Raw genomic sequence first — 18638 nt, forward strand, 5'->3', positions numbered from 1 at the left:
TATCACGGCGAGACTGTGCGGCCGCTGAGGTCGGTGCCGGTGAAGTCGGGGACCAGCTCCGGCGCCTGAGGCTGCCGCGGCGTCAGCTCGACCTGCGCGGGCGTCACCAGCTCGCGCTCGGCAACCCCCATCTCGGCCAGCTTGCGCGCGCTGACCAGCACGCGGGACTCCAGCGAGCCGACCGCCTTGTTGTAGGACGTCACCGCGGTGCCCAGCGCCGCGCCGAGCTTGCCGACGTGATCGCCCAGAGTGGACAGCCGGCCGTAGAGCTCGCGGGCCAGTCCGTGCACGGCCACGGCGTTGCGGGCCAGCGACTCCTGCCGCCAGCTGAAGGCGACGGTGCGCAACAGAGCCACCAGCGTCGCCGGGGTGGCCAGCACGACGTTGCGCCGGAAGGCGTGCTCCATCAGCATCGCGTCGCGTTGCAGGGCCGCATCCAGGAAAGTGTCGGCGGGCACGAACAGCACCACGAAGTCCGGAGTGGACTCGAACGCCGTCCAGTACCGCTTGCCGGCCAGCTGGTCGACGTGCGAGCGGAGATGGCGGGCGTGCTGGTCGAGGTGGTGGTCGCGGGTGCGCTCGTCGCGGGCCTCCATCGCCGACAGGTACCCGTCGAAGGGCGCCTTCGCGTCCACGACCAGGGTGCGGCCGCCGTGCATGGTGACGACCAGGTCCGGGCGTACGCCCTGATCGTCGGTCGTGGCCGTGACCTGCTCGGCGAAGTCGCAGTGCTCGAGCAGCCCGGCCGCCTCCACGATGCGGCGCAGCTGATGCTCACCCCAGCGGCCGCGGACCTGCGGCGCGCGCAGGGCGGCGACGAGCTGGCGGGTCTCGGTCCGCAGCTCACCCGAGACCGCGCCCATCGCGCGCACCTGCTCGCGCAACTCGGCGTAGGCGTCGACCCGGTCGTGTTCCAGCTCGGCGACCCGCTGCTCGTAGCGCCGCAGGGCGTCGTGCAACGGTGCGACCGCCCGCGAGACAGCCTCCTGCGACTGCGCGGTCGACTCGTAGGTGAGCGCCCGCATCGACTGCTCGAGACGTGCCTCGCCGTCCCGCCCGGCCTGCACGGTCGCCTCCAGCCGCGCGATGTCAGCGGCGGCGCGCAACCGGGCGGCGAGCCACCCGAGCGCGGCGCCCACCGCGAGGCAGATCACCACCACGGCCAGCGTCGGGAATGTCACGTATAGCACTTTGCCACACGTGTACGACAAGAATCGCACGGGTACCGTGGAAGACATGAAGGCGTTTCTGCTGGTCATCGTCATCCTGATCGCTGTCGGGCTGTATTTCACCTGGCGGCGGGGGGTGGCCGGGCAGGCCCGCCGGCTCGACGACGCGAAGGCCGAGGCCCAGCGGTGGTACGAGCGCCTCGGCGGCCAGGTGCTCAACCTGCACGCCGACGACGCGGCCGCCCGGCAGGCACTGGCCGACGCGAGCGAGCGGTACAACGCCGCGGGCGGGCAGCTCCAGCAGGCGCAGTCGATCCGGCAGTACGAGCTGGCCCGCGAGACCGCGCTGGAGGGTCTGGCGTACGTGCGCGCGGCCCGGCTGGCGATGGGCATCGACCCGGGCCCGGACGTCCCGCCGCCGAGCAGCGCACAGGGCGTCGGGCAGCTCACCGTCCAGCGCGAGGTGGACGTGCAGGGCGGCCACTACAAGGCGGGCCCGCAGCCGGGCTCGGACACGCCGTACTACTACCCGGGCGGGCGCGTGCAGGGCCGGCCGGTGCCCGCGGGTTGGTATTCACAGCCGATCTGGCGGACCGCGCTCGGCGTGGGAGCCGGCGCTCTGGCCGGCATGCTGGTCTTCGATGCGCTCTTCTCGCCCAGCTTCGGCGACATGGGCTACGCCGACGGCGGCATGGGCGACATGGGCGGCGGCGATCCCGGTGGCGACGCCGGCGGCGGGGACTTCGGCGGCGGTGGCGGGGACTTCGGCGATTTCGGCGGCGACTTCTAGGCCGGGCGGCCACGATGGGTGACATGTCGGTTGAGCCGGAGGAGGTCGCTGCCCCGGCGGACGACACGGTCCTGTTCCACTCGTCCCCGATGCGCACCTTCCTGGTGATGGCGGCCGCGATCGTGGTGGCCTACGTGGCCGTGTCACCCCTGGTCGACGCGCTGCTGGACAGTGCCGACGACCCGTGGTGGCTGACCCTGGTCCAGGCGGTCGTGATCGGCGGCCTGGTGGCGGGCGCCTTCGCCTTCTCCGCCCGCTCCTCGCTGTCCACCTGGGTCCGCGTCTCCAGTGCCGGCCTCGAGCTCGCCGCCCAGGGCAGCGAGCCGGTCTGGCTGGCCTGGGCGGACATCGAGCACGTGGTGGTACGCCGGTCCGGCGCCCGCACGCTGCTCGAGGTGACCCCGGTCGACCTGGACCGTGTCCACGCGATCGAGGGGACGAACGCGGGCGGACCGGCGATGAACGGCACAGCGTTCACCGCCGACCTCACCCAGCTGTGGCCCGGCCCGCGCAAACTACGCCGCGAGCTCGAGCGCCGGATGCATCAGGAGCCGCGCTAGAGCCGCGAGCTCGAGCGCCGCATGCACCAGGAACCGTGCTAGAAAGCGCAGGCGATCACGAGCTCCGCCGTCCGTTCCGGCAGGTAGTCCAGCTTGGTGATCTTCCCGGCCGACCTCAGGTCGGCCTCGATCAGCTGGAGCCGGTCCAGCACGGCCGCGGGGCCCAGAGCCTCGGCCAGCGGCACCTCCGCCCTCATCGACAGCTTCCGGTCCGACTTGGCCCGCCGGACCTGCCGCAACGCCTCACCGGCCAGGTCCAGCAGCCCGGCGTCACCCTCCGGCGCGACGCGGGTCAGCTCGTACGTGGTCGGCCAGGTCGCCCGGTGCACCGACCCGTACCGCCACCACGACCAGACCTCCTCCGTCACGTACGGCAGGAACGGCGCGAACAGCCGCAACTGCACGGACAGCCCGGCGGCCAGTGCGGCCCGTGCCGACTCACCGGCCGGCCCGGCGCCGTACGCCCGGTCCTTGACCAGCTCGATGTAGTCGTCGCAGAACGTCCAGAAGAACGCCTCGGCCGCCTGCAGCGCGTCGGTGTGGTTGTAGTTCTCCAGCGCCTTGGTGGCCGTGTCGACGACCGTGGCGAGCCTGTTCAGCACCGCACGGTCCAGCGGCTCGGTCACCGGCAGCCGCAACGCGTCCTGCGCGCCCAGCCCGAGCGCGAACCTCGACGCGTTCAGCAGCTTGGTCGCCAGCCGCCGCCCGACCTTGATCTGCGCCGGGTCGAAGGCCAGGTCGGTGCCCGGCCGCCCGTTCGCCGACCAGTAGCGGACCGCGTCGGCGCCGTTGTCCACCAGCAGACCCATCGGGGTGACCACGTTGCCCTTGGACTTGGACATCTTCTTGCGGTCCGGGTCGAGGATCCACCCCGAGAGGATCGCCGTACGCCAGGGCAGGATCCCGCGGCGCAGATGGCTGCGGACCACCGAGGCGAACAGCCAGGTCCGGATGATCTCCTGACCCTGTGGCCGCAGGTCCATCGGGAACACCTTGTCGAACAGTTCCGGATCGGTGCCCCACCCGCCGACGATCTGCGGGGTGAGCGACGACGTGGCCCAGGTGTCCATGACGTCCGGGTCGGCGGTGAAGCCGCCCGGCTGGTCGCGCTGGGACTCGTCGTAGCCCGGCGGGCACTCCGAGGACGGGTCGACCGGTAGCGCCGATCGGTCCGGGATGAGCGGCTCGTCGTGGATCGGCTCGCCGGCGTCGTCGAGCCGGTACCAGATCGGGATCGGGACGCCGAAGAACCGCTGCCGGCTGACCAGCCAGTCCCCGGTCAGGCCGTTCACCCAGTGCTCGTACCGGTGCCGCATGTGTTCCGGCACCCAGCGCAGCTCGCGGCCCTTCGCCAGCAGCGCCTCGCGCAGCTCGGGGTCGCGGCCGCCGTTCTTCAGGAACCACTGCCGGCTGGTGACGATCTCCAGCGGGGTGTCGCCGTTCTCGTAGAACTTGACCGGGTGCGTGATCGGTTTCGGCTCGCCGAGCATGCCGCCGCCCTCGGTGAGCAGCCGGACCATCTCCCGCCGGGCGGCGTTGACGGTCTTGCCGGCCAGCTCGGCGTAGAGCCCCGCGGGAACGCCGGCCGGCGCCTCCGGCAGGAAGCGGCCGTCCCGCCCGATCACCACGCGCGCGGGCAGGTCCAGGTCACGCCACCAGATGACGTCGGTCAGGTCGCCGAACGTGCAGACCATCGCGATGCCCGTACCTTTGTCCTTCTCGGCGGCCGGGTGGGCGTACACCGGAACCTCGACCCCGAAGACCGGCGTGCGCACCGAGCCCAGGCCGGCGAATCGCTCGTCCTCCGGGTGATGGACCAGCGCGACGCAGGCGGGCAGCAGCTCGGGCCGGGTGGTGTCCACTTCGATCGGTCCCGAGGGGCCCTCGAAGACCAGCCGGTGGTACGCGCCGGGCCGCTCGCGGTCCTCCAGCTCGGCCTGCGCGACCGCGGTCCGGAAGCCGACGTCCCACAGGGTCGGCGCCTCGGCCGTGTACGCCTCGCCGCGCAGCAGGTTGTCCAGGAAAGCGCGCTGCGAGACGAGCTGCGACTTGCGGCCGATCGTGGTGTACGTCATGGCCCAGTCGACGGACAGCCCGAGCCGCCGCCACAGGTCCTCGAACGCCTTCTCGTCCTCGGTGGTCAGCCGCCCGCACAACTCGACGAAGTTCCGCCGCGAGATGCTGACTGTCTCCTTGCCCTTGGGCGCGGGTTCCCAGGACGGGTCGTACGGCAGCGAGGGGTCACACCGGACCCCGTAGACGTTCTGCACCCGGCGCTCGGTGGGCAGCCCGTTGTCGTCCCAGCCCATCGGGTAGAAGACGGTCTTGCCGCGCATCCGCTGGAAGCGCGCGACGAGGTCGGTGTGCGTGTAGGAGAAGACGTGACCCATGTGCAGTTCGCCGGATACGGTGGGCGGCGGCGTGTCGATGCTGAATACACTCGCCCGCTCGGCCTGCCGGTCGAACTCGTAGGTTCGCTCCGCCTCCCACCGTGAGCCCCATTTGATCTCGAGGCCGTCCAGGGAGGGGCGATCCGGCATGCGGCCACGCCCTTGGTCAGTCATGCGCCTCAGAGTAGGGCCGCGGCGGTCCGCCGGGCACCCGAAAATGCGTGCGGCGGCGACCATAGTCTCCGTGTCGCCCACGCTTCCGGCATCGCGCCTATCTCGCTTGCCTGAGCTGCGACGATGTCCCTGTGAACAAGATTCCCACCGTCTTCCTGCGCGACCCCGACGACCGGAAGCGGACGCTGCCCGAGGTCAACCCGGTCTGCCAGTGGGTCGTCGACGGTGAAGGCGTGCCCACCCGCAAGTACGACGGGACCTGCGTGATGCTCGACGAGGCCGGCGCCTGGTGGGCGCGGCGCGAGGTGCGTCCCGGCCGCACCCGTCCGCCCGGCTACCAGCCCGTCATGACCGACGAGGTCACCGGCAAGACGGTCGGCTGGGAGCCGATGGCCAACTCCGCCTACGCCCGGTACCACGCCGAGGCCGTCGCCGGCGGTGGCCCGGGCGCGCCCGGCACCTACGAGCTCATCGGCGAGAAGGTCAACGGCAACCCCGAGCGGGTCACCGGCCACACCCTGGTCCGGCACGCCGAAGCCGACACCTTCGACGTGCCGCGGGACTTCGCCGGCCTGCGCGACTGGCTGCTGGCCCACCCGCAGTACGAGGGCATCGTCTGGCACCACCCCGACGGCCGCCGGGCAAAGCTGAAGCACCGCGACTTCGCCCCCTAGCCCGGGCCGGTGCGCCGCTCGCCGACGCATGCCGCCGCGGCGCCAGACACACCGCGACTCGCTCCTAGCCTCGTCGCCGTCGCAGGACCATCGCGACGGCCACGAGAGCCACCAGCGCCACCCCGCCCGTCCCGGCGACGAGCCACCACGAGCGTTGGTCCGGCCGCTGGGCGACGGGCGGCGGCTCGGCCGCCGCGGCCGTCGTCGACGGTGTGGTGACGGCCGGGGAGTCGTCGATGCCGGAGCACAGCCCGGTCTTGCCCAGGTGTGAGTTGACGCGGTACCGCACCCCGAGCCGGAACTCGTAACCGCAGGCGACCTCGCTGCGGCTCCACACGCCGAGCCGGACCGTCTCGCCCGGCACCGCCGTCCCCTTCTCGACCGACTCCACTGCCAGCGCGACGTCCTTGTCGGTCACCTCGGTGACCTCGCCGACGACGATCAGATCGGCCTTCTCCCTCTCCTGCGCCTTGCTGAGGGCGCAGGAACAGGCCCAGGCCGGCGCCGCCGGCGAAACGATCACGACAAGCCCCGCAACGATCAGGGCGATCAGAACCCCCGCACGAATCCGCATACCGCTACCGACGTGCGGGGCGCCCCAGGGGTTCCGCCCGGCTGGTCACGCCACGGCGGTCACGCGCCGGCCGGTCACGCGTCGCCGGGTCACGCGTCGGCCTGTTACGCCACGGCGGTCACGCGTCCGCCGGTCACGCGTCGCCGGGTCACGCGTCGGCCTGTTACGCCACGGCGGTCACGCGTCCGCCGGTCACGCGTCGCCGGGTCACGCGTCGGCCTGTTACGCCACGGCGGTCACGCGCCGGCCCGTCACGCGCCGGCCCGTCACGCGGTGAACTCGTGGTTGAGGAGCCACTGCTTGACCGGCAGCCCCCAGCGGTAGCCGCCCAGCGAGCCGTCCTTGCGCTGCACCCGGTGGCACGGGACGAACAGGGCCGCCGCGTTGGACGCACACGCCTGGGCCGCGCCACGGATCGCCAGTGGCCGCCCGGCCAGTCCGGCGAAATCCGAGTAGTCGATCGGCGAGCCCGGCTTGATGTCGCGCATCACCCGCCACGCGTGGGTGATGAACGAGCCACCGCTGCGCTGCAGAACCGGAACGTCGTCGATCGCCGCGACATCACCATCCAGATAGGACTTGACCGCGTCGGTCGCCGGGCCGAGATCGGGCGACGGTGTCAGCTCGTCCATCAGGTCGCGATGGATCAGGGGTATCAGCTTGGCCGCCTCGGACGTGAAACCGGACGCCAGCACGGCGCCGTCGGCGTTGACCACCAGGGTGAACGCGCCGGCGGGAGTGGGCAGGGTCGTGTATCGCAACATCAGGATCTCCTCGGTCACCGGTCGGGGGTTTCAGAGTGCCGCTTTTCGGATGCCGCCGGAGCGGCCTGTGGATAACCGCGCCAGAGGCGGATCAGCGCATACGAGCGCCACGGGCGCCAGCGTTCGGCGTGCTGCTCCAACGCTTTCGGCTTGCCGGGCAGCCCCATTAGCTCGGCTCCACGTTGGACGGCAACATCCGTGGGGAGGAACACATCAGGATCGCCGATCGCTCTCATCGCGACGTAACCTGCCGTCCATGCCCCGATGCCCGGTATCTCCATGAGCCGCGCGACCGACTCGGCGCGGTCGGCGCCCGGCTCCAGATCCACCTTGCCGTCCGCCACCGCCTCGGCCAGCGCACGGATCGTCGCGCGCCTCGCCGCCGGCATCCGGAAAGCCGCCTCCGGCATCCGGGCCACCGTCTCCGCGCTCGGAAAACCGGCCAGGTCGCCGGCGCCGCGGTCGCCGAAGTCTTCGGGAGTGGGGTCGCCGGGAGTGAGTTCGCCGGGAGTGCCGTGTTCGAGCATGCGGGTCAGCGTCGTCCGCGCGCTCGCCACACTCACCTGCTGGCCGACGACCGCCCGGACCGCCATCTCGAACCCGTCGACCGAACGCGGCACCCGTACCCCAGGCTCCGCGGTGACCAGCGCGCTCAGCGCGGGATCCGCACCCAGCGTGCCATCGACGGCGATCGGGTCCGCGTCGAGGTCGAAAAGGCGGCGGCAGCGCGCGACCGCCGGCGCCAGGTCGCGCACGTCGGCGAGCCGCAGCGCGGCGGAGACCCAGCGATCACCCGGCCGCAGCGTGACGGTCGCGCTTCCGTGCGGGAGATTCAAACCTCTCCGGTACGCGGTGCCGGAGCACTCCTCGACGCCGGGCAGGGCGCGGGCAGCCAGGAACCCGAGCAGCGACGGGGCGTGCAGCGGCGCCCGGAACGCCAGCCGCAGCGAGATCGTGCCGGCCTCCGCGGTCGCCTTCGGCCGCCGTTCCCGCAGCTGGCCCGGCGGACGCGCGTACACCTCGAGGATCGTGTCGTTGAACTGCCGCACGCTGCCGAAACCGGCGGCGAACGCGATCTCCGCCAGCCCGAGGTCGGTGGTCTCGACGAGGATCCGGGCGGTCTGAGCCCGCTGCGCCCGGGCCAGCGCCAGCGGTCCGGCGCCCAGCTCGGCGGTGAGCATGCGGTGCAGGTGACGCTCGGTGTATCCGAGACGGCTCGCCAGCCCGGGCACGCCCTCGCGGTCGACCACGCCGTCGCCGATCAGGCGCATCGCGCGGCCGACCACGTCCGCTCGCACGTCCCACTCCGGGGATCCGGGCGCGGCGTCCGGGCGGCAGCGGCGGCAGGCACGGAACCCGGCCCGCTGCGCGGCGGCGGCGCTGGGGTGGAACTCGACGTTCCGGGCTTTCGGCGTGACGGCCGGGCAGGACGGCCGGCAGTAGATGCCGGTGGTCCGCACGGCCGTGTAGAACCAGCCGTCGAACCGCTGGTCGCGGCTGCTGACGGCGCGGTAACAGCGCTCGAAGTCCAACTCCATGCCACCGAGTCTGCTCCCGCCGCGGGTCGCATGGCTGGCGGGATTCGGACATGACCTTCAGTGATAGTTGAGGACGCCGGCCACGGCGCGTCGCTGCGGAGGGTTGCCGTGGTGAACCGGATCATCCTGGACTTTCCGGCCGATCCGGACCCGGGGTGGACGATCGCGTTGGGCTCGCCGGCGGACACGTAGACTGGACCGTTGTGAGCCTCACCATCGGGATCGTCGGCCTGCCCAACGTCGGCAAGAGCACGCTGTTCAACGCCCTGACCAAGAACGACGTTCTCGCCGCGAACTACCCGTTCGCGACCATCGAGCCCAACGTCGGCGTGGTCGGCCTGCCCGACGACCGGCTGGAAAAGCTCGCCGAGCTGTTCAGCAGCGAAAAGATCATCCCCGCGCCGGTGTCGTTCGTCGACATCGCCGGCCTGGTCCGCGGCGCGTCCAAGGGCCAGGGCCGCGGCAACGCGTTCCTCGCCAACATCCGCGACGCCTCGGCCATCTGCCAGGTCGTCCGCGCGTTCTCCGACCCGAACGTGCTGCACGTCGACGGCAAGGTCTCGCCCGCCGACGACATCGAGACGATCAACACCGAGCTGATCCTCGCCGACCTGCAGACCGTCGAGAAGGCGATCCCGCGCCTGCAGAAAGAGGCGAAGCTCAAGAAGGACCGGGCGCCCGTCGCCGCCGCGGCGGAGGCCGCGTTCAAGCTGCTCGACGAGGGTGTGACGCTCCACAAGGGCGCGGCCGCCGCCGGCATCGACATCGCGCTGCTCAGCGAGCTGCACCTGCTCACCATCAAGCCGTTCATCTACGTCTTCAACGTCGACGAGGAAGAGCTCAACAACGAGGCCTTCCTCGCCGAGATGCGCGCGCTCGTCGCCCCCGCCGACGCGGTGTTCATGGACGCGAAGATCGAGTCCGAGCTGATCGACCTGCCGCCGGACGAGGCGCAGGAGCTCCTCGAGTCGACCGGCCAGACCGAGCCCGGCCTCGACCAGCTGATCCGCGTCGGCTTCGAGACGCTCGGCCTGCAGACCTACCTGACGGCCGGCCCGAAGGAGGCCCGCGCCTGGGTGATCTCGAAGGGCGCGACCGCCCCGGAGGCGGCCGGCGTGATCCACTCCGACTTCCAGCGCGGCTTCATCAAGGCCGAGATCGTCAGCTTCGACGACCTGATGGCCGCGGGTTCCATGTCGGCGGCCAAGTCAGCCGGCAAGGTCCGCATGGAGGGCAAGGACTACACCATGAAGGACGGCGACGTCGTCGAGTTCCGCTTCAACGTGTGAATTTAGCTGGTCTCCGGGTTGGGCTGCGGTGATCCGTGCTTGAACGCGCCGTGCAAGTCTGCGGCGAACCGCAGCCAGCCCACCTCCGGGTCTGGCTCGCTCCAGGAGAACGGCGATTCCTTCACGGCCACTGCCCAAGCCATGTGGAAGAGCCCGGTATCCCGCATTCGCTTGCACATAATTGCCATACGCTCAAGGTATGTAGCCATGTAGAAGACGGGGTCGACACGGCCGAGCCGGACGCCGGACTGGACTGCCTTGGTGCTATCTGTATTGTCGCCCATGACGAATACATAGGCGCGCCGCATCCTCGGTGGTAGCAGGCGGTTGAGCTCGGCCTGCCTGGCGTCTTCAGCCATGCCGAGGATCTCGTCGGCCCGATTATTCAAGTTCTTACCCTCGCTGCCACTCATGGACTTATATTCCACGGCAAGAATGGGGTTTCCTGCTTGTAGTACCACCAGGTCCCAGGACTTACTAGCGCGGTAATAGCCCGGCAGGGTTGCCCTTCGATTGGTGCGCATGTCTAGATCTACTGCGCCAGTGGCACGGATCTCGTCGACGACGAGCTGATTGATGGCGTTCAGATGGAGTCCGCCGGTGACCGAGCTCCGGCGTCCTTGCTGTGCGGACCCTTTTGCGGCCGACCTTGCTGCCTGGTCCTCGCGAACGCTCACCCAGTCCCTCAGTGCTGCACTTACGCGGTCATGAGTTTCGCTGTACATGCCACCTCGCTGCTGGAGTACTCCGAGGTGGACAACCTACACGGCCCGAGTGGAGCGAGGTCTGTGTGTATCGGCGGTATGGGTAACCCATAGCCGTGCTGAGAACTCACTGGCGGGAGCTCACGTTGGTGGTTCCCGATCGATCTCCCCGCTCGACCTGGCCCAGTTGTTAGGTGTCGGCCCGCAGATCTGCTGAGAGGGGCCCGATCGTCTCAACCCGAAGGATGTAACGGTTCGTGAGGTGTAGCAGGCGTGGCTTGCATGAAGGACCGCAGCGTCGTCGCGCTCCCCTCCAACGTCTAGGGTCGAGTTCCATCGATTGTGGACCCTGAGGAGGAACGAGTGACGCCTGAGCAAAGCCGCGACCTTGACAACGCATTGCTGGCTTACTGGACGAGCAGGGATGAGGCTGCCGTCAAGCAGCAAGCGAGTAATGCCCCGGACGTTGGTGGGCGAGCTGGGGTTACGAGCGGGGGACACCTGGATCGGGTTGCGCAATTGCTCGGAAAGGTGTGCATCGCGGCTGGCGCCCCGGCCGAGCAGGTGTATTACAAAGCGCCGAAAGGCGATCCGTACAGACGCCCCAAGGTAAAGAAGGGGTATACGTTGCCCGGCTATTTTCGGCCGACCAAGGAGTGGGACGTGGTGGTCTACCACGAGGGTGTGCCGATCGCAGTGATCGAGCTCAAGAGCCAGAACGGTCCCTCGTACGGGAACAACGCGAACAACCGCGCCGAGGAGGCGATAGGGAACGCGGTTGACCTTGCTCGCGCCGCGGAGGCGGGTCTGGTGCAGGGCCGCCCTTGGATCGGCTACGCCTTTGTCATCGAGGACGACGAACGATCCCGTGCCATGGATGGCAGAAAGACGGGATCCCTTCTTCACCAGGATCGGTATTTCGACGACTGGTCCTATGTGGGGCGCATATGCCTGCTCTGCAGTCGACTGACGGAGGAGCGCTTCTACGATTCTGCGTGGGTCGTCGCGACGAGTCGCCCCACTTGTCCGGCACCCGTCGGTAAGCTTCACAAGTGTCCGCAAATCGCGAAGGGCATCAGTCCGCACCTGCACAAATTCGGTCGACGCGAGCCGGATGTAAATTTGGGGTACGTTTCGTTCATTACTGGATTGTCGAAGCAGATCGAGAAATATTATTCTTCCGGGCCTGCCACCGGCGATCCAAAACTGAGCCTGGCGGGCTGACTCAAGAGGGGATTTCGGCCACGCCGTAAAGTCTTAGTGCGACTTTCGTTGCAGCGTTGACGTCTCGCTTGCGGAAGGCGTCCTTCAGCTCCTCCCGAGCGGCTTCGTCGATATCGGCGAATCGTGGCACTCGGATCCGGCGAAGGTACTGCGCTTGGAAACGGAGCGTGCCGCCGCGCATGCGGACGCAGTAGGTTGAGATGAACAGCTCCGCGACGTCGCTCAGCAGTAGACCGGCCAGAACATCGAGGTTCCAGTCGCTCTCGCCCTCGTGGATCCAATATAGATTGTGGTGCGGGTAGTACTGGCCTTCGTCCATGACAGGCCAAATGCGCTGACTCATATCGGGGAGCAATATCTTACGCCGCAGCCGGAGCCCTTCAATGACTCTGTCAATGGTTCGGTGTTCTCGACCGGGACTTCGGCGTCCGACGTTGCGATCAGACAGCGTTTGCCAGTGTCGGCGGAAATAACCAGCCAGCCGAGGCCACTCATCAAGATCGACTAGGCCGGTCGAGCTCCACGGGTTCACCAGGTAGTGCTCTGACCAGTTGATCCTTCCTGAACTGAGGTCACTGCGCACGACCATCGGCAGCAGCCGCTCCTCCTCGGCGACGCTGCTGTCCTTGGTCACATAGATCTGGTCGGCGCCGGAGGCGAGTCCGATGCCCACCTTGGCTCCCGTCTCCTCCAGGAGGGGAAAACGTTCCTCCAGGTCGGCGACGAGAGCGAGACGGTCCGGACTACCCGTCGGCCAGCCTGCCTGCGTGGTGAACCAGTGGCTCAGCCAAGCCGCAGAGATGCCTGTCGAGTGCAGCGCGCCGCCGCGCCCGCGCTGGTACCACTCGCGCAGGTCGGCAGCGGACGCCTCGGTAAAGTCAGCGGTCGTGTCGGCGATGACCGCCGGTCCTTGAGTGCCGGCGCGGATGACTGTGATCGCTGGGTACGCCGACACCTGGGTCTCGAACGCGTCGACGTCATGCATTGTTATCGCTGCTTCGACTGAGTAGTCACTGGCGACAAGGCTGCGTAACGCCTTGCCATAGGCATTTCGCATCCACCGATCAGCACAGATAAAACCTAGATGCCCGCCGTCTCGCAACGTCTCGAGGCCACGTTCGTAAAAACCGATGAAGATGTCGGCCCGCCCGCCCATGGTCGGGCATGCCTTTCGATATGCGTTCGACCGCGCCTCAGGAATGTCTTCAAGTCGGATGTACGGGGGGTTGCCAATTACGAAGTCGGCCGCGATCTCGTTGCGCTTGCCGAGCAAAAAGTCGTCCTGGAAAATCCATTCATGGGTCAGCTTGTCGGCTGTCTCCGGTTCAACACCATTTCGCATCAGAAGGTCTTCAACGGCGGTCCGAGCGGCGGACACATTTGCCGCAAGCAGGTCACAAGCGCGAATGGCGCCGCTAGCAGCCGAGATGGGTTTTTGGTGAAGTGCGCAACTCTGAACAAGCCGTTCGACCATGGGGATGAGGAAGGCGCCATGTCCGCAGGCTGGCTCGATCGCCACCAAGTTTGCCAGGTCTCGATGCGGGTCATAGCCGACGAGGTCAAGGATCAGATCGACGACCCACCGGCGGGTGAAGACTTCGCCGTGGTTGTCGGACGGATCGTGTGACGGCGCGTGTGACAGCGGAGACTCCGTGTTGTTGAACAGGACAAGTTGTCTCTGGTTCCGAGCCGATCGAGTGTACGGCGTTCGGGTCTGAGGTTGCGTAGTCGATAGGGCGGTGTTGTCCTGTTCGAACATACGTACATCTTTGCATCGGGTTGATGCATGGTCCAGTTCCCACATCAGGATTCAGTCTTTCACCGCCCCGCCGAGGCCGGTGGACAAGTGGCGGCGGACCAGGAGGAAGAAGATCAGGACCGGGATGGTCATCAAGGTTGAGGCGGCCATGATGGCGCCCCAGTCGTTCTCGTCGGGCTTGAAGAAGATCAGCAGTGCCAGCGGCAACGTCTGGTTGTCGGTCGCGCTGATGATGAGCGTGCGGGCGAACAAGAAGTCGTTCCACGCCGTGATGAAGGAGAAGACGCTGGTCGCGGCCAGGCCCGGCGCCACCAGCGGGAACAGGACGCGGTAGAGGATCGTGAGGCGGCTCGCGCCGTCCAGGGCCGCGGCCTCCTCGATCTCGACCGGTACGGCGGCCACGAAACCGCGCATCATCCAGATCGCGAACGGCAGGGTGAACGCCGTGTGGACCAGCATCAGGGAACCCAGCGTGTTCAGGGCGCCCAGATCGCGGACCAGGAAGAACAGAGGGATGGTCAGGGCCTCGATGGGCGCCATCTGAGCGATCAGGAACAGCACCAGGATCGTCGTACGGAAGCGGAAGTTGAATCTGGTGAGGGCGACCGCGGACAGGAACGCGATCAGGCCTGATGCGATCACCACGACGAGCGCGACCACGACGCTGTTCGCGAAGTACAGGGCGAAGTTCTCGACCGTGAGGACGCGGCGGAAGTTGCCGACCGGCAGCGCCGAGACGACCATCCAGAGGATCGGGAAGGCGACGGCCACCGCCACCAGGACGGCCAGCGTGTTCGGGACGAGGCGGGGCTTCACAGCGGGTCACCGGAGCGGCGCAGAGTTCGCAGGTAGAGCAGGGTGACGACCAGCAGGATCACCATCATCACCATCCCGATCGCGGAGCCCAGGCCGTACTCGCCGGCGGCGAACGCCTGCTGGTAGGCCCAGACGTTCAGGGTGAGGTTCTGGCCGGCGATGCCCCCGCCGGCCGTCATCACGTAGATCTGGGTGAAGACCTTGAAGTCCCAGATGATCGACTGGATCACCACGATGGCCAGCAGCGGTCGCAGGATCGGCACCATGATCTGCCAGAACGCGCGCCAGGCGCCGGCGCCGTCGATCGCCGCGGCCTCCAGCACCGAGCCGGGGATGGCCTCGATGCCGGCGTACAGGGTGACCATCACGAACGGGAACGAGTGCCAGACGACCACGGCGCCGACCAGCGCGAACGCGGTCATCCGGTCGTACGTCCAGTTGTAGGCGCCGAGCCGGAGCACCTGATTGACCAGCCCCAGGTTGGTGTCGAAGAGGAACATCCACACCGTGGAGCCGGAGATCGCCGGCACCGCCCAGGCGGCCATCGCGGCCAGCGACAGCAGCAGCCGGGGCAGGCGGCCGACCTTCGTGAGCAGCACCGCGAGGCCGGCGCCGACCGCCAGCGTGGCGAGCACGCAGGCGGCGGCGAACACGACCGTCGCACCCAGCACCGACCAGAACTGCTCGTCGCCGAACAGGGCGACGTAGTTGGCGAAGCCGACGTAACGCGTGGGCTGCCCGCCGCTGACCTGCGCCTGGCGGAGATCCAGGGCGGAGATCAACCCCAACTGCCAGATGGGGTACACGAACAGCGGCACCAGCACCGCCGCCGCAGGGAGCAGGAGCCAGAGCGGCGTGAACCGCCTCGTCATTGTTTCAGTGCCGCGTCGATCTGTTTGGCCGCCTCGTCGGTGGCCTGGTCGACCGTGGACTTGCCGGTGACCACCTTCTGGATCATCGTGGGCAGCACACCCTGCGCGTCGATCTTGCCCCAGCCGGGGTTCAACGGCACGAACCGTGTGCCCGACTTGATCGTGTCGGTGAACGGCTTCAGGAACGGGTCCTTCGCCGCCGCCTGCTCCAACGCCGGCGTCAGGGTGGGCAGGTTGCCCATCGCGTCGAACATCTTGCCCTGGTATTCGGCGCTCGCCAGCAGGGTGAGGAAGTCGGCGCCGAGCGCCGGACGTTTGCTGTTCTTCATGATGCCGAGGTTGTTGCCGCCGGCGAAGGCGGGCGCGATCGAGCCGGGCTTGCCGCCGGGCAGCGGAACGACCGCGTACTTGCCCTTGACCGGCCCGGCGTCGACGGCGCCGCGGTTGAAATTGCCGAGGATCGCCATGCCGGCTTTGCCGGCGGCGAAGAGCTCGACGGTTTTCCCGCCGGTGAGGTCCGCGCACTGCGGTGCGGGGCAGATCTCCGGTCCGATCAGGCTGGTGTACGCCGTCAGCCCGGCTCGCGAGGGCGCCGAGTTGATCTGCGGGATGTCGCCACCGGCATCCCAGACGTAGGGCAGGGCGGCGAACGTGTACTTGCCGCCGGCGGCCACCCCGACCAGGTCCGGCTTCCGCGCGTGGATGGCCTTGCCGGCCGCGGCGACGTCGGCCTGCGAGGTCGGCGCCGCCAGGCCGAGCTCGGTGAAGACGTCGGTGCGGTAGTAGAGCGCGCGCACCCCGACGTACCAGGGGACGCCGAGCAGCGTGTTCTGGTAGGTGGCGCTGGCCTTCGCGTCGGCGCCGAGGTCCTTGCCCTCCGGCCACGCGGTCACGGCCGGGCCGAGGTCGGCCAGGCCACCGGCGGCCGCGTACTCGGCGAGGTCGGTGTTGCCGTACTCGACGACGTCCGGCGCACTGGCCGGGTCGTTGAAGGCGCCCTTGAACCGTGCGCCGCGCGTCTCCACCGGTATGTACTGCACGTCTACAGTGACCCCGGCGTTCTTGGCGGTGAACTCGGCGATCGCCTCCTGGACGACCTTCTCCTTCGGTGCCCGGTTGGGCTCGTCGAAGAGCCACACCTTGAGCGTGCCGGTGCGATCGCCACCGCCCGAGGGGGTGTCCGCGGGCACGGAGGTGGAAGGGGCACAGGCGCCGAGCAGCAGACCGGCGGTGACGAGCGGGACGAGAAGCTTCATGGGCGGAGCCCTCCCAGTACGATTACAGGACCAGGTTCGTAAGTGGCTCGTTGATTCGGTTACTGTCCTCAATGGCCAAGCCATCGTCAAGTCTCGATCAGGCAACGGGGGGTTCCCATGCTCATCGGAGTGGTCCTGCATTCCGGGCATCGGGCACGCTTCACCGAGGCGGCGGCCATGCTCGGCGGGGTGACGCTGGCCTGGGCCACGTACGACCACGAGGACGAGATCCGCGATCGGGTCGCCACACTGCTCGCCGACCGCCATCCGGACGGCGTGCTGCTCGGCCTCGTACCCCATGCCCGTGCCCGTGATCTGCTCCCCGACGACCTGCCGGTGACGGTCACCAGGCCGGCCGCGCTCGACCTGGCCCTGGCGTGGGCGCGAGCGCGCGGCGAGGGCTGGCCGGCCACCCCGGTCAGCGTGGACACCTTCACCGACGAGACAGTCGACGAGGTCGCCGCGGCGCTCGGGCTGCCCGCCGACGAGATCGCGCGGCTGCCGTTCGACCCGTCCCAGGGCATCGACGACGTGGTCGAGTTCCACCGTTCGCACGCAACGCCCTACGTGATCAGCGTGCGCACCGCCGTCAGCGCGGCCCTCGACGGTACGGTGCCCGTGCTGAACGCGCTGGCCACGCCCGGAACCATCCGCGCCGACCTGCACGAACTGGTCCTGCGCATCCGGTCGCTGCGCGCCGACCGGGGCCGGTTCGCAGCCGGCCTCTTCCTCGCGTCCGCCCCCGGCGGCGACTCCGACCGTGCCCGCATCGGACTGTTGAACCTGCTGGTCAACGCGCCCGAGTTCGCCGACGCGTGGACCGGCGAGCGCGGCCGCCGAGGCGTCGTGGTGTTCGCGCCGGCGTCCCTCTTCGAAGCGGTCACCCACCAGTGGACCGGGCTGCCGGTGCTGGCCGAGGCGCACGAACGTCTCGGCGTACGCGTCGCAGCGGGTTTTGGGATCGGCGCCTCGGCCCGCTCCTGCGTGGCGCTGGCCGAGAAGGCCGCGTCCTTCGCCGAACGCGACCCGGAGCCGCGGGCCTACCTGATGACCGAGGAGGGCGTGGTGCTCGGCCCGATGGACACGTCGTCGTCCCGCCTCGCCTACACCTACCGTGACCACGGCGGCCTCGAGGACCTGGCGGCGCGGGTCGGCCTGAGCGCGGCCACGCTGTCCCGGCTCGCCGCACTGGAACGCTCCCTGGGCGACCGCACGCTGTCACCCAGCGACCTGGCGCGCTCCCTCGGCATCACCGACCCGAGCGGCCGCCGCCTGATGCGCAAGCTTGCCGAGTCCCGCCTCGCGGTCGGCGAGGGCAGCACCCAGCCGCACCCCAAGGGGAGACCCGCCCGCCTCTACCGGCTGGCCATCGCGGCGGCCCTCAACTCCCGCCCCCGCTGACCCGCCCTGCGCGGAGTGCGAGACCGGACTCGAGCCAAGGAACCGGACCAGGTACCAGTCGACGAACACGTTCGAACGCGCCGGATGACCCACGAAGCCCAGCAACGCCTCCAGTCAGGCGCGATATTCGGTCATCGCGTCGGCTGGCTCACAGGGTTCCAGCCGGCACGCGAGCTAGGCGTCCGGTCGCGACTCCCACCAGGCCATCGTTCTCTGGTCCTGGACCGCGTATGGCAGGTAGGCCAGGTGGTGGCGAACGTGCCGAGCATGGCGCCGCCGCGAAACTTCGCGGAGGCCATGCTCAGCAACGAGTAGCGGCTGGTTATCGGCCTGCCCGTCTCGATATCGGCGCTCACGTAGGTCTTAGCCGTGCTCGATCCGACTCAGTCGCGTCGGCGGGCGGGGGTCACCACGACCGACACGATGTCGCCCTCGCCGATGTCCTCGGCCTTGCGGACGGCGTCCTTGAGTGGAACCAGGTAGCGGCCGTCCTTGGGGAAGATCGCCGTGCTGAACTCGGTCTCGCCCACGACGACCCGCACCGGGACCTGGCCCCAGTAGATCAGGGACTGCGCCGCCTCCTTGAGGTCGGCGCTGTCGGACTCGGACATGGCCACGAAGAAGTACGGCGCCGGGCCGCGCCACTCGATGATCTCGCCGTCGAAGGACCACTCCACGGTGAAC

Annotated in this window: 17 protein-coding genes; 6 read left to right on the forward strand and 11 right to left on the reverse strand. The window is 68.8% G+C overall.

The features are described from left to right. Positions 1 to 2: 2 nt before the first annotated feature. Positions 3 to 1181 carry a DNA recombination protein RmuC gene (locus QSK31_RS14510; RefSeq protein WP_285684265.1) on the reverse strand — a complete coding sequence of 393 codons (1179 nt, stop codon included), beginning with the start codon at positions 1179 to 1181 and terminating at the stop codon, positions 3 to 5. Positions 1182 to 1236: 55 nt separating this feature from the next. Here QSK31_RS14510 and QSK31_RS14515 point away from each other — a divergent pair, with 55 nt between their 5' ends. After that, positions 1237 to 1959, forward strand: coding sequence for a hypothetical protein (locus QSK31_RS14515; RefSeq protein WP_285684267.1), 723 nt, complete (start codon positions 1237 to 1239; stop codon positions 1957 to 1959). A 23-nt stretch (positions 1960 to 1982) separates the two neighbouring features. After that, the gene (locus tag QSK31_RS14520) at positions 1983 to 2519 is read left to right on the forward strand and encodes a hypothetical protein (protein WP_285684269.1); all 537 of its coding nucleotides are present in this window, start codon (positions 1983 to 1985) and stop codon (positions 2517 to 2519) included. Positions 2520 to 2557: 38 nt separating this feature from the next. On the opposite strand, the gene valS is transcribed toward QSK31_RS14520, so the two are convergent. Then, positions 2558 to 5083 carry a valine--tRNA ligase gene (gene valS / locus QSK31_RS14525; protein WP_285684271.1) on the reverse strand — a complete coding sequence of 842 codons (2526 nt, stop codon included), beginning with the start codon at positions 5081 to 5083 and terminating at the stop codon, positions 2558 to 2560. Between the two features lie 131 nt (positions 5084 to 5214). Between valS and QSK31_RS14530 the strand changes: the two genes are divergently transcribed. Next, positions 5215 to 5757 (forward strand): RNA ligase 1 family protein, encoded by a 543-nt coding sequence (locus QSK31_RS14530; RefSeq protein WP_285684272.1) that lies wholly within the window; start codon positions 5215 to 5217, stop codon positions 5755 to 5757. 64 nt (positions 5758 to 5821) lie between these two features. On the opposite strand, the gene QSK31_RS14535 is transcribed toward QSK31_RS14530, so the two are convergent. The 3 genes from QSK31_RS14535 to QSK31_RS14545 all read right to left on the reverse strand — a co-directional run bounded on the left by QSK31_RS14535 (position 5822) and on the right by QSK31_RS14545 (position 8633). Beyond that, positions 5822 to 6331 (reverse strand): hypothetical protein, encoded by a 510-nt coding sequence (locus QSK31_RS14535; RefSeq protein WP_285684273.1) that lies wholly within the window; start codon positions 6329 to 6331, stop codon positions 5822 to 5824. A 266-nt stretch (positions 6332 to 6597) separates the two neighbouring features. After that, a complete protein-coding gene (locus QSK31_RS14540) occupies positions 6598 to 7095 on the reverse strand; it encodes a methylated-DNA--[protein]-cysteine S-methyltransferase (protein ID WP_285684274.1) in 498 nt (165 codons plus the stop codon). 14 nt (positions 7096 to 7109) lie between these two features. Further along, positions 7110 to 8633, reverse strand: a complete 1524-nt coding sequence (locus QSK31_RS14545) for a DNA-3-methyladenine glycosylase 2 family protein (RefSeq protein ID WP_285684275.1) — start codon at positions 8631 to 8633, stop codon at positions 7110 to 7112. A 203-nt stretch (positions 8634 to 8836) separates the two neighbouring features. Here QSK31_RS14545 and ychF point away from each other — a divergent pair, with 203 nt between their 5' ends. Further along, entirely contained in the window at positions 8837 to 9922 is a 1086-nt protein-coding gene (gene ychF, locus QSK31_RS14550; RefSeq protein ID WP_285684276.1) for a redox-regulated ATPase YchF, read from the forward strand. A 2-nt stretch (positions 9923 to 9924) separates the two neighbouring features. On the opposite strand, the gene QSK31_RS14555 is transcribed toward ychF, so the two are convergent. Further along, the gene (locus tag QSK31_RS14555; protein ID WP_285684278.1) at positions 9925 to 10599 is read right to left on the reverse strand and encodes a PaeR7I family type II restriction endonuclease; all 675 of its coding nucleotides are present in this window, start codon (positions 10597 to 10599) and stop codon (positions 9925 to 9927) included. 390 nt (positions 10600 to 10989) lie between these two features. On the opposite strand from QSK31_RS14555, the gene QSK31_RS14560 reads away from it, so the two are divergent. Next, complete coding sequence (locus tag QSK31_RS14560; RefSeq protein WP_285684280.1) at positions 10990 to 11850, forward strand: PaeR7I family type II restriction endonuclease; 861 nt, start codon at positions 10990 to 10992, stop codon at positions 11848 to 11850. Between the two features lies 1 nt (position 11851). Here QSK31_RS14560 and QSK31_RS14565 read toward each other — a convergent pair whose 3' ends face one another. From QSK31_RS14565 to QSK31_RS14580, 4 genes are read right to left on the reverse strand one after another with little or no spacing between them, the layout of a single operon-like run. After that, the gene (locus QSK31_RS14565; protein WP_285684283.1) at positions 11852 to 13609 is read right to left on the reverse strand and encodes an Eco57I restriction-modification methylase domain-containing protein; all 1758 of its coding nucleotides are present in this window, start codon (positions 13607 to 13609) and stop codon (positions 11852 to 11854) included. Positions 13610 to 13660: 51 nt separating this feature from the next. After that, positions 13661 to 14425, reverse strand: a complete 765-nt coding sequence (locus QSK31_RS14570; RefSeq protein WP_285684285.1) for a carbohydrate ABC transporter permease — start codon at positions 14423 to 14425, stop codon at positions 13661 to 13663. Further along, entirely contained in the window at positions 14422 to 15297 is an 876-nt protein-coding gene (locus QSK31_RS14575) for a carbohydrate ABC transporter permease (protein WP_285684287.1), read from the reverse strand. The genes QSK31_RS14570 and QSK31_RS14575 overlap by 4 nt, the downstream gene beginning before the upstream one ends. After that, a complete protein-coding gene (locus tag QSK31_RS14580) occupies positions 15294 to 16553 on the reverse strand; it encodes an extracellular solute-binding protein (protein WP_285684289.1) in 1260 nt (419 codons plus the stop codon). The genes QSK31_RS14575 and QSK31_RS14580 overlap by 4 nt, the downstream gene beginning before the upstream one ends. A gap of 117 nt (positions 16554 to 16670) precedes the next feature. Here QSK31_RS14580 and QSK31_RS14585 point away from each other — a divergent pair, with 117 nt between their 5' ends. Continuing rightward, positions 16671 to 17954: a transcriptional regulator gene (locus QSK31_RS14585; RefSeq protein WP_285684292.1), complete on the forward strand. Its 1284-nt coding sequence runs from the start codon at positions 16671 to 16673 to the stop codon at positions 17952 to 17954. A 383-nt stretch (positions 17955 to 18337) separates the two neighbouring features. Here the strand turns inward: QSK31_RS14585 and QSK31_RS14590 are convergent, their stop codons facing one another. Beyond that, positions 18338 to 18631, reverse strand: coding sequence for a DUF1905 domain-containing protein (locus QSK31_RS14590; protein ID WP_285684294.1), 294 nt, complete (start codon positions 18629 to 18631; stop codon positions 18338 to 18340). Positions 18632 to 18638 lie beyond the last annotated feature (7 nt).

It is taken from the genome of Actinoplanes sp. NBRC 103695 (genome assembly GCF_030269485.1).
Lineage (GTDB): Bacteria > Actinomycetota > Actinomycetes > Mycobacteriales > Micromonosporaceae > Actinoplanes.

Coding starts and splice junctions, on each gene's coding strand:
- QSK31_RS14585 (WP_285684292.1), top strand. CDS start 16,671: ATGCTCATCGGAGTGGTCCTGCATTCCGGGCATCGGGCACGCTTCACC.
- QSK31_RS14515 (WP_285684267.1), top strand. CDS start 1,237: ATGAAGGCGTTTCTGCTGGTCATCGTCATCCTGATCGCTGTCGGGCTG.
- QSK31_RS14545 (WP_285684275.1), bottom strand. CDS start 8,633: ATGGAGTTGGACTTCGAGCGCTGTTACCGCGCCGTCAGCAGCCGCGAC.
- QSK31_RS14575 (WP_285684287.1), bottom strand. CDS start 15,297: ATGACGAGGCGGTTCACGCCGCTCTGGCTCCTGCTCCCTGCGGCGGCG.
- QSK31_RS14580 (WP_285684289.1), bottom strand. CDS start 16,553: ATGAAGCTTCTCGTCCCGCTCGTCACCGCCGGTCTGCTGCTCGGCGCC.
- QSK31_RS14540 (WP_285684274.1), bottom strand. CDS start 7,095: ATGTTGCGATACACGACCCTGCCCACTCCCGCCGGCGCGTTCACCCTG.
- valS (WP_285684271.1), bottom strand. CDS start 5,083: ATGACTGACCAAGGGCGTGGCCGCATGCCGGATCGCCCCTCCCTGGAC.
- QSK31_RS14535 (WP_285684273.1), bottom strand. CDS start 6,331: ATGCGGATTCGTGCGGGGGTTCTGATCGCCCTGATCGTTGCGGGGCTT.
- QSK31_RS14565 (WP_285684283.1), bottom strand. CDS start 13,609: ATGTTCGAACAGGACAACACCGCCCTATCGACTACGCAACCTCAGACC.
- QSK31_RS14520 (WP_285684269.1), top strand. CDS start 1,983: ATGTCGGTTGAGCCGGAGGAGGTCGCTGCCCCGGCGGACGACACGGTC.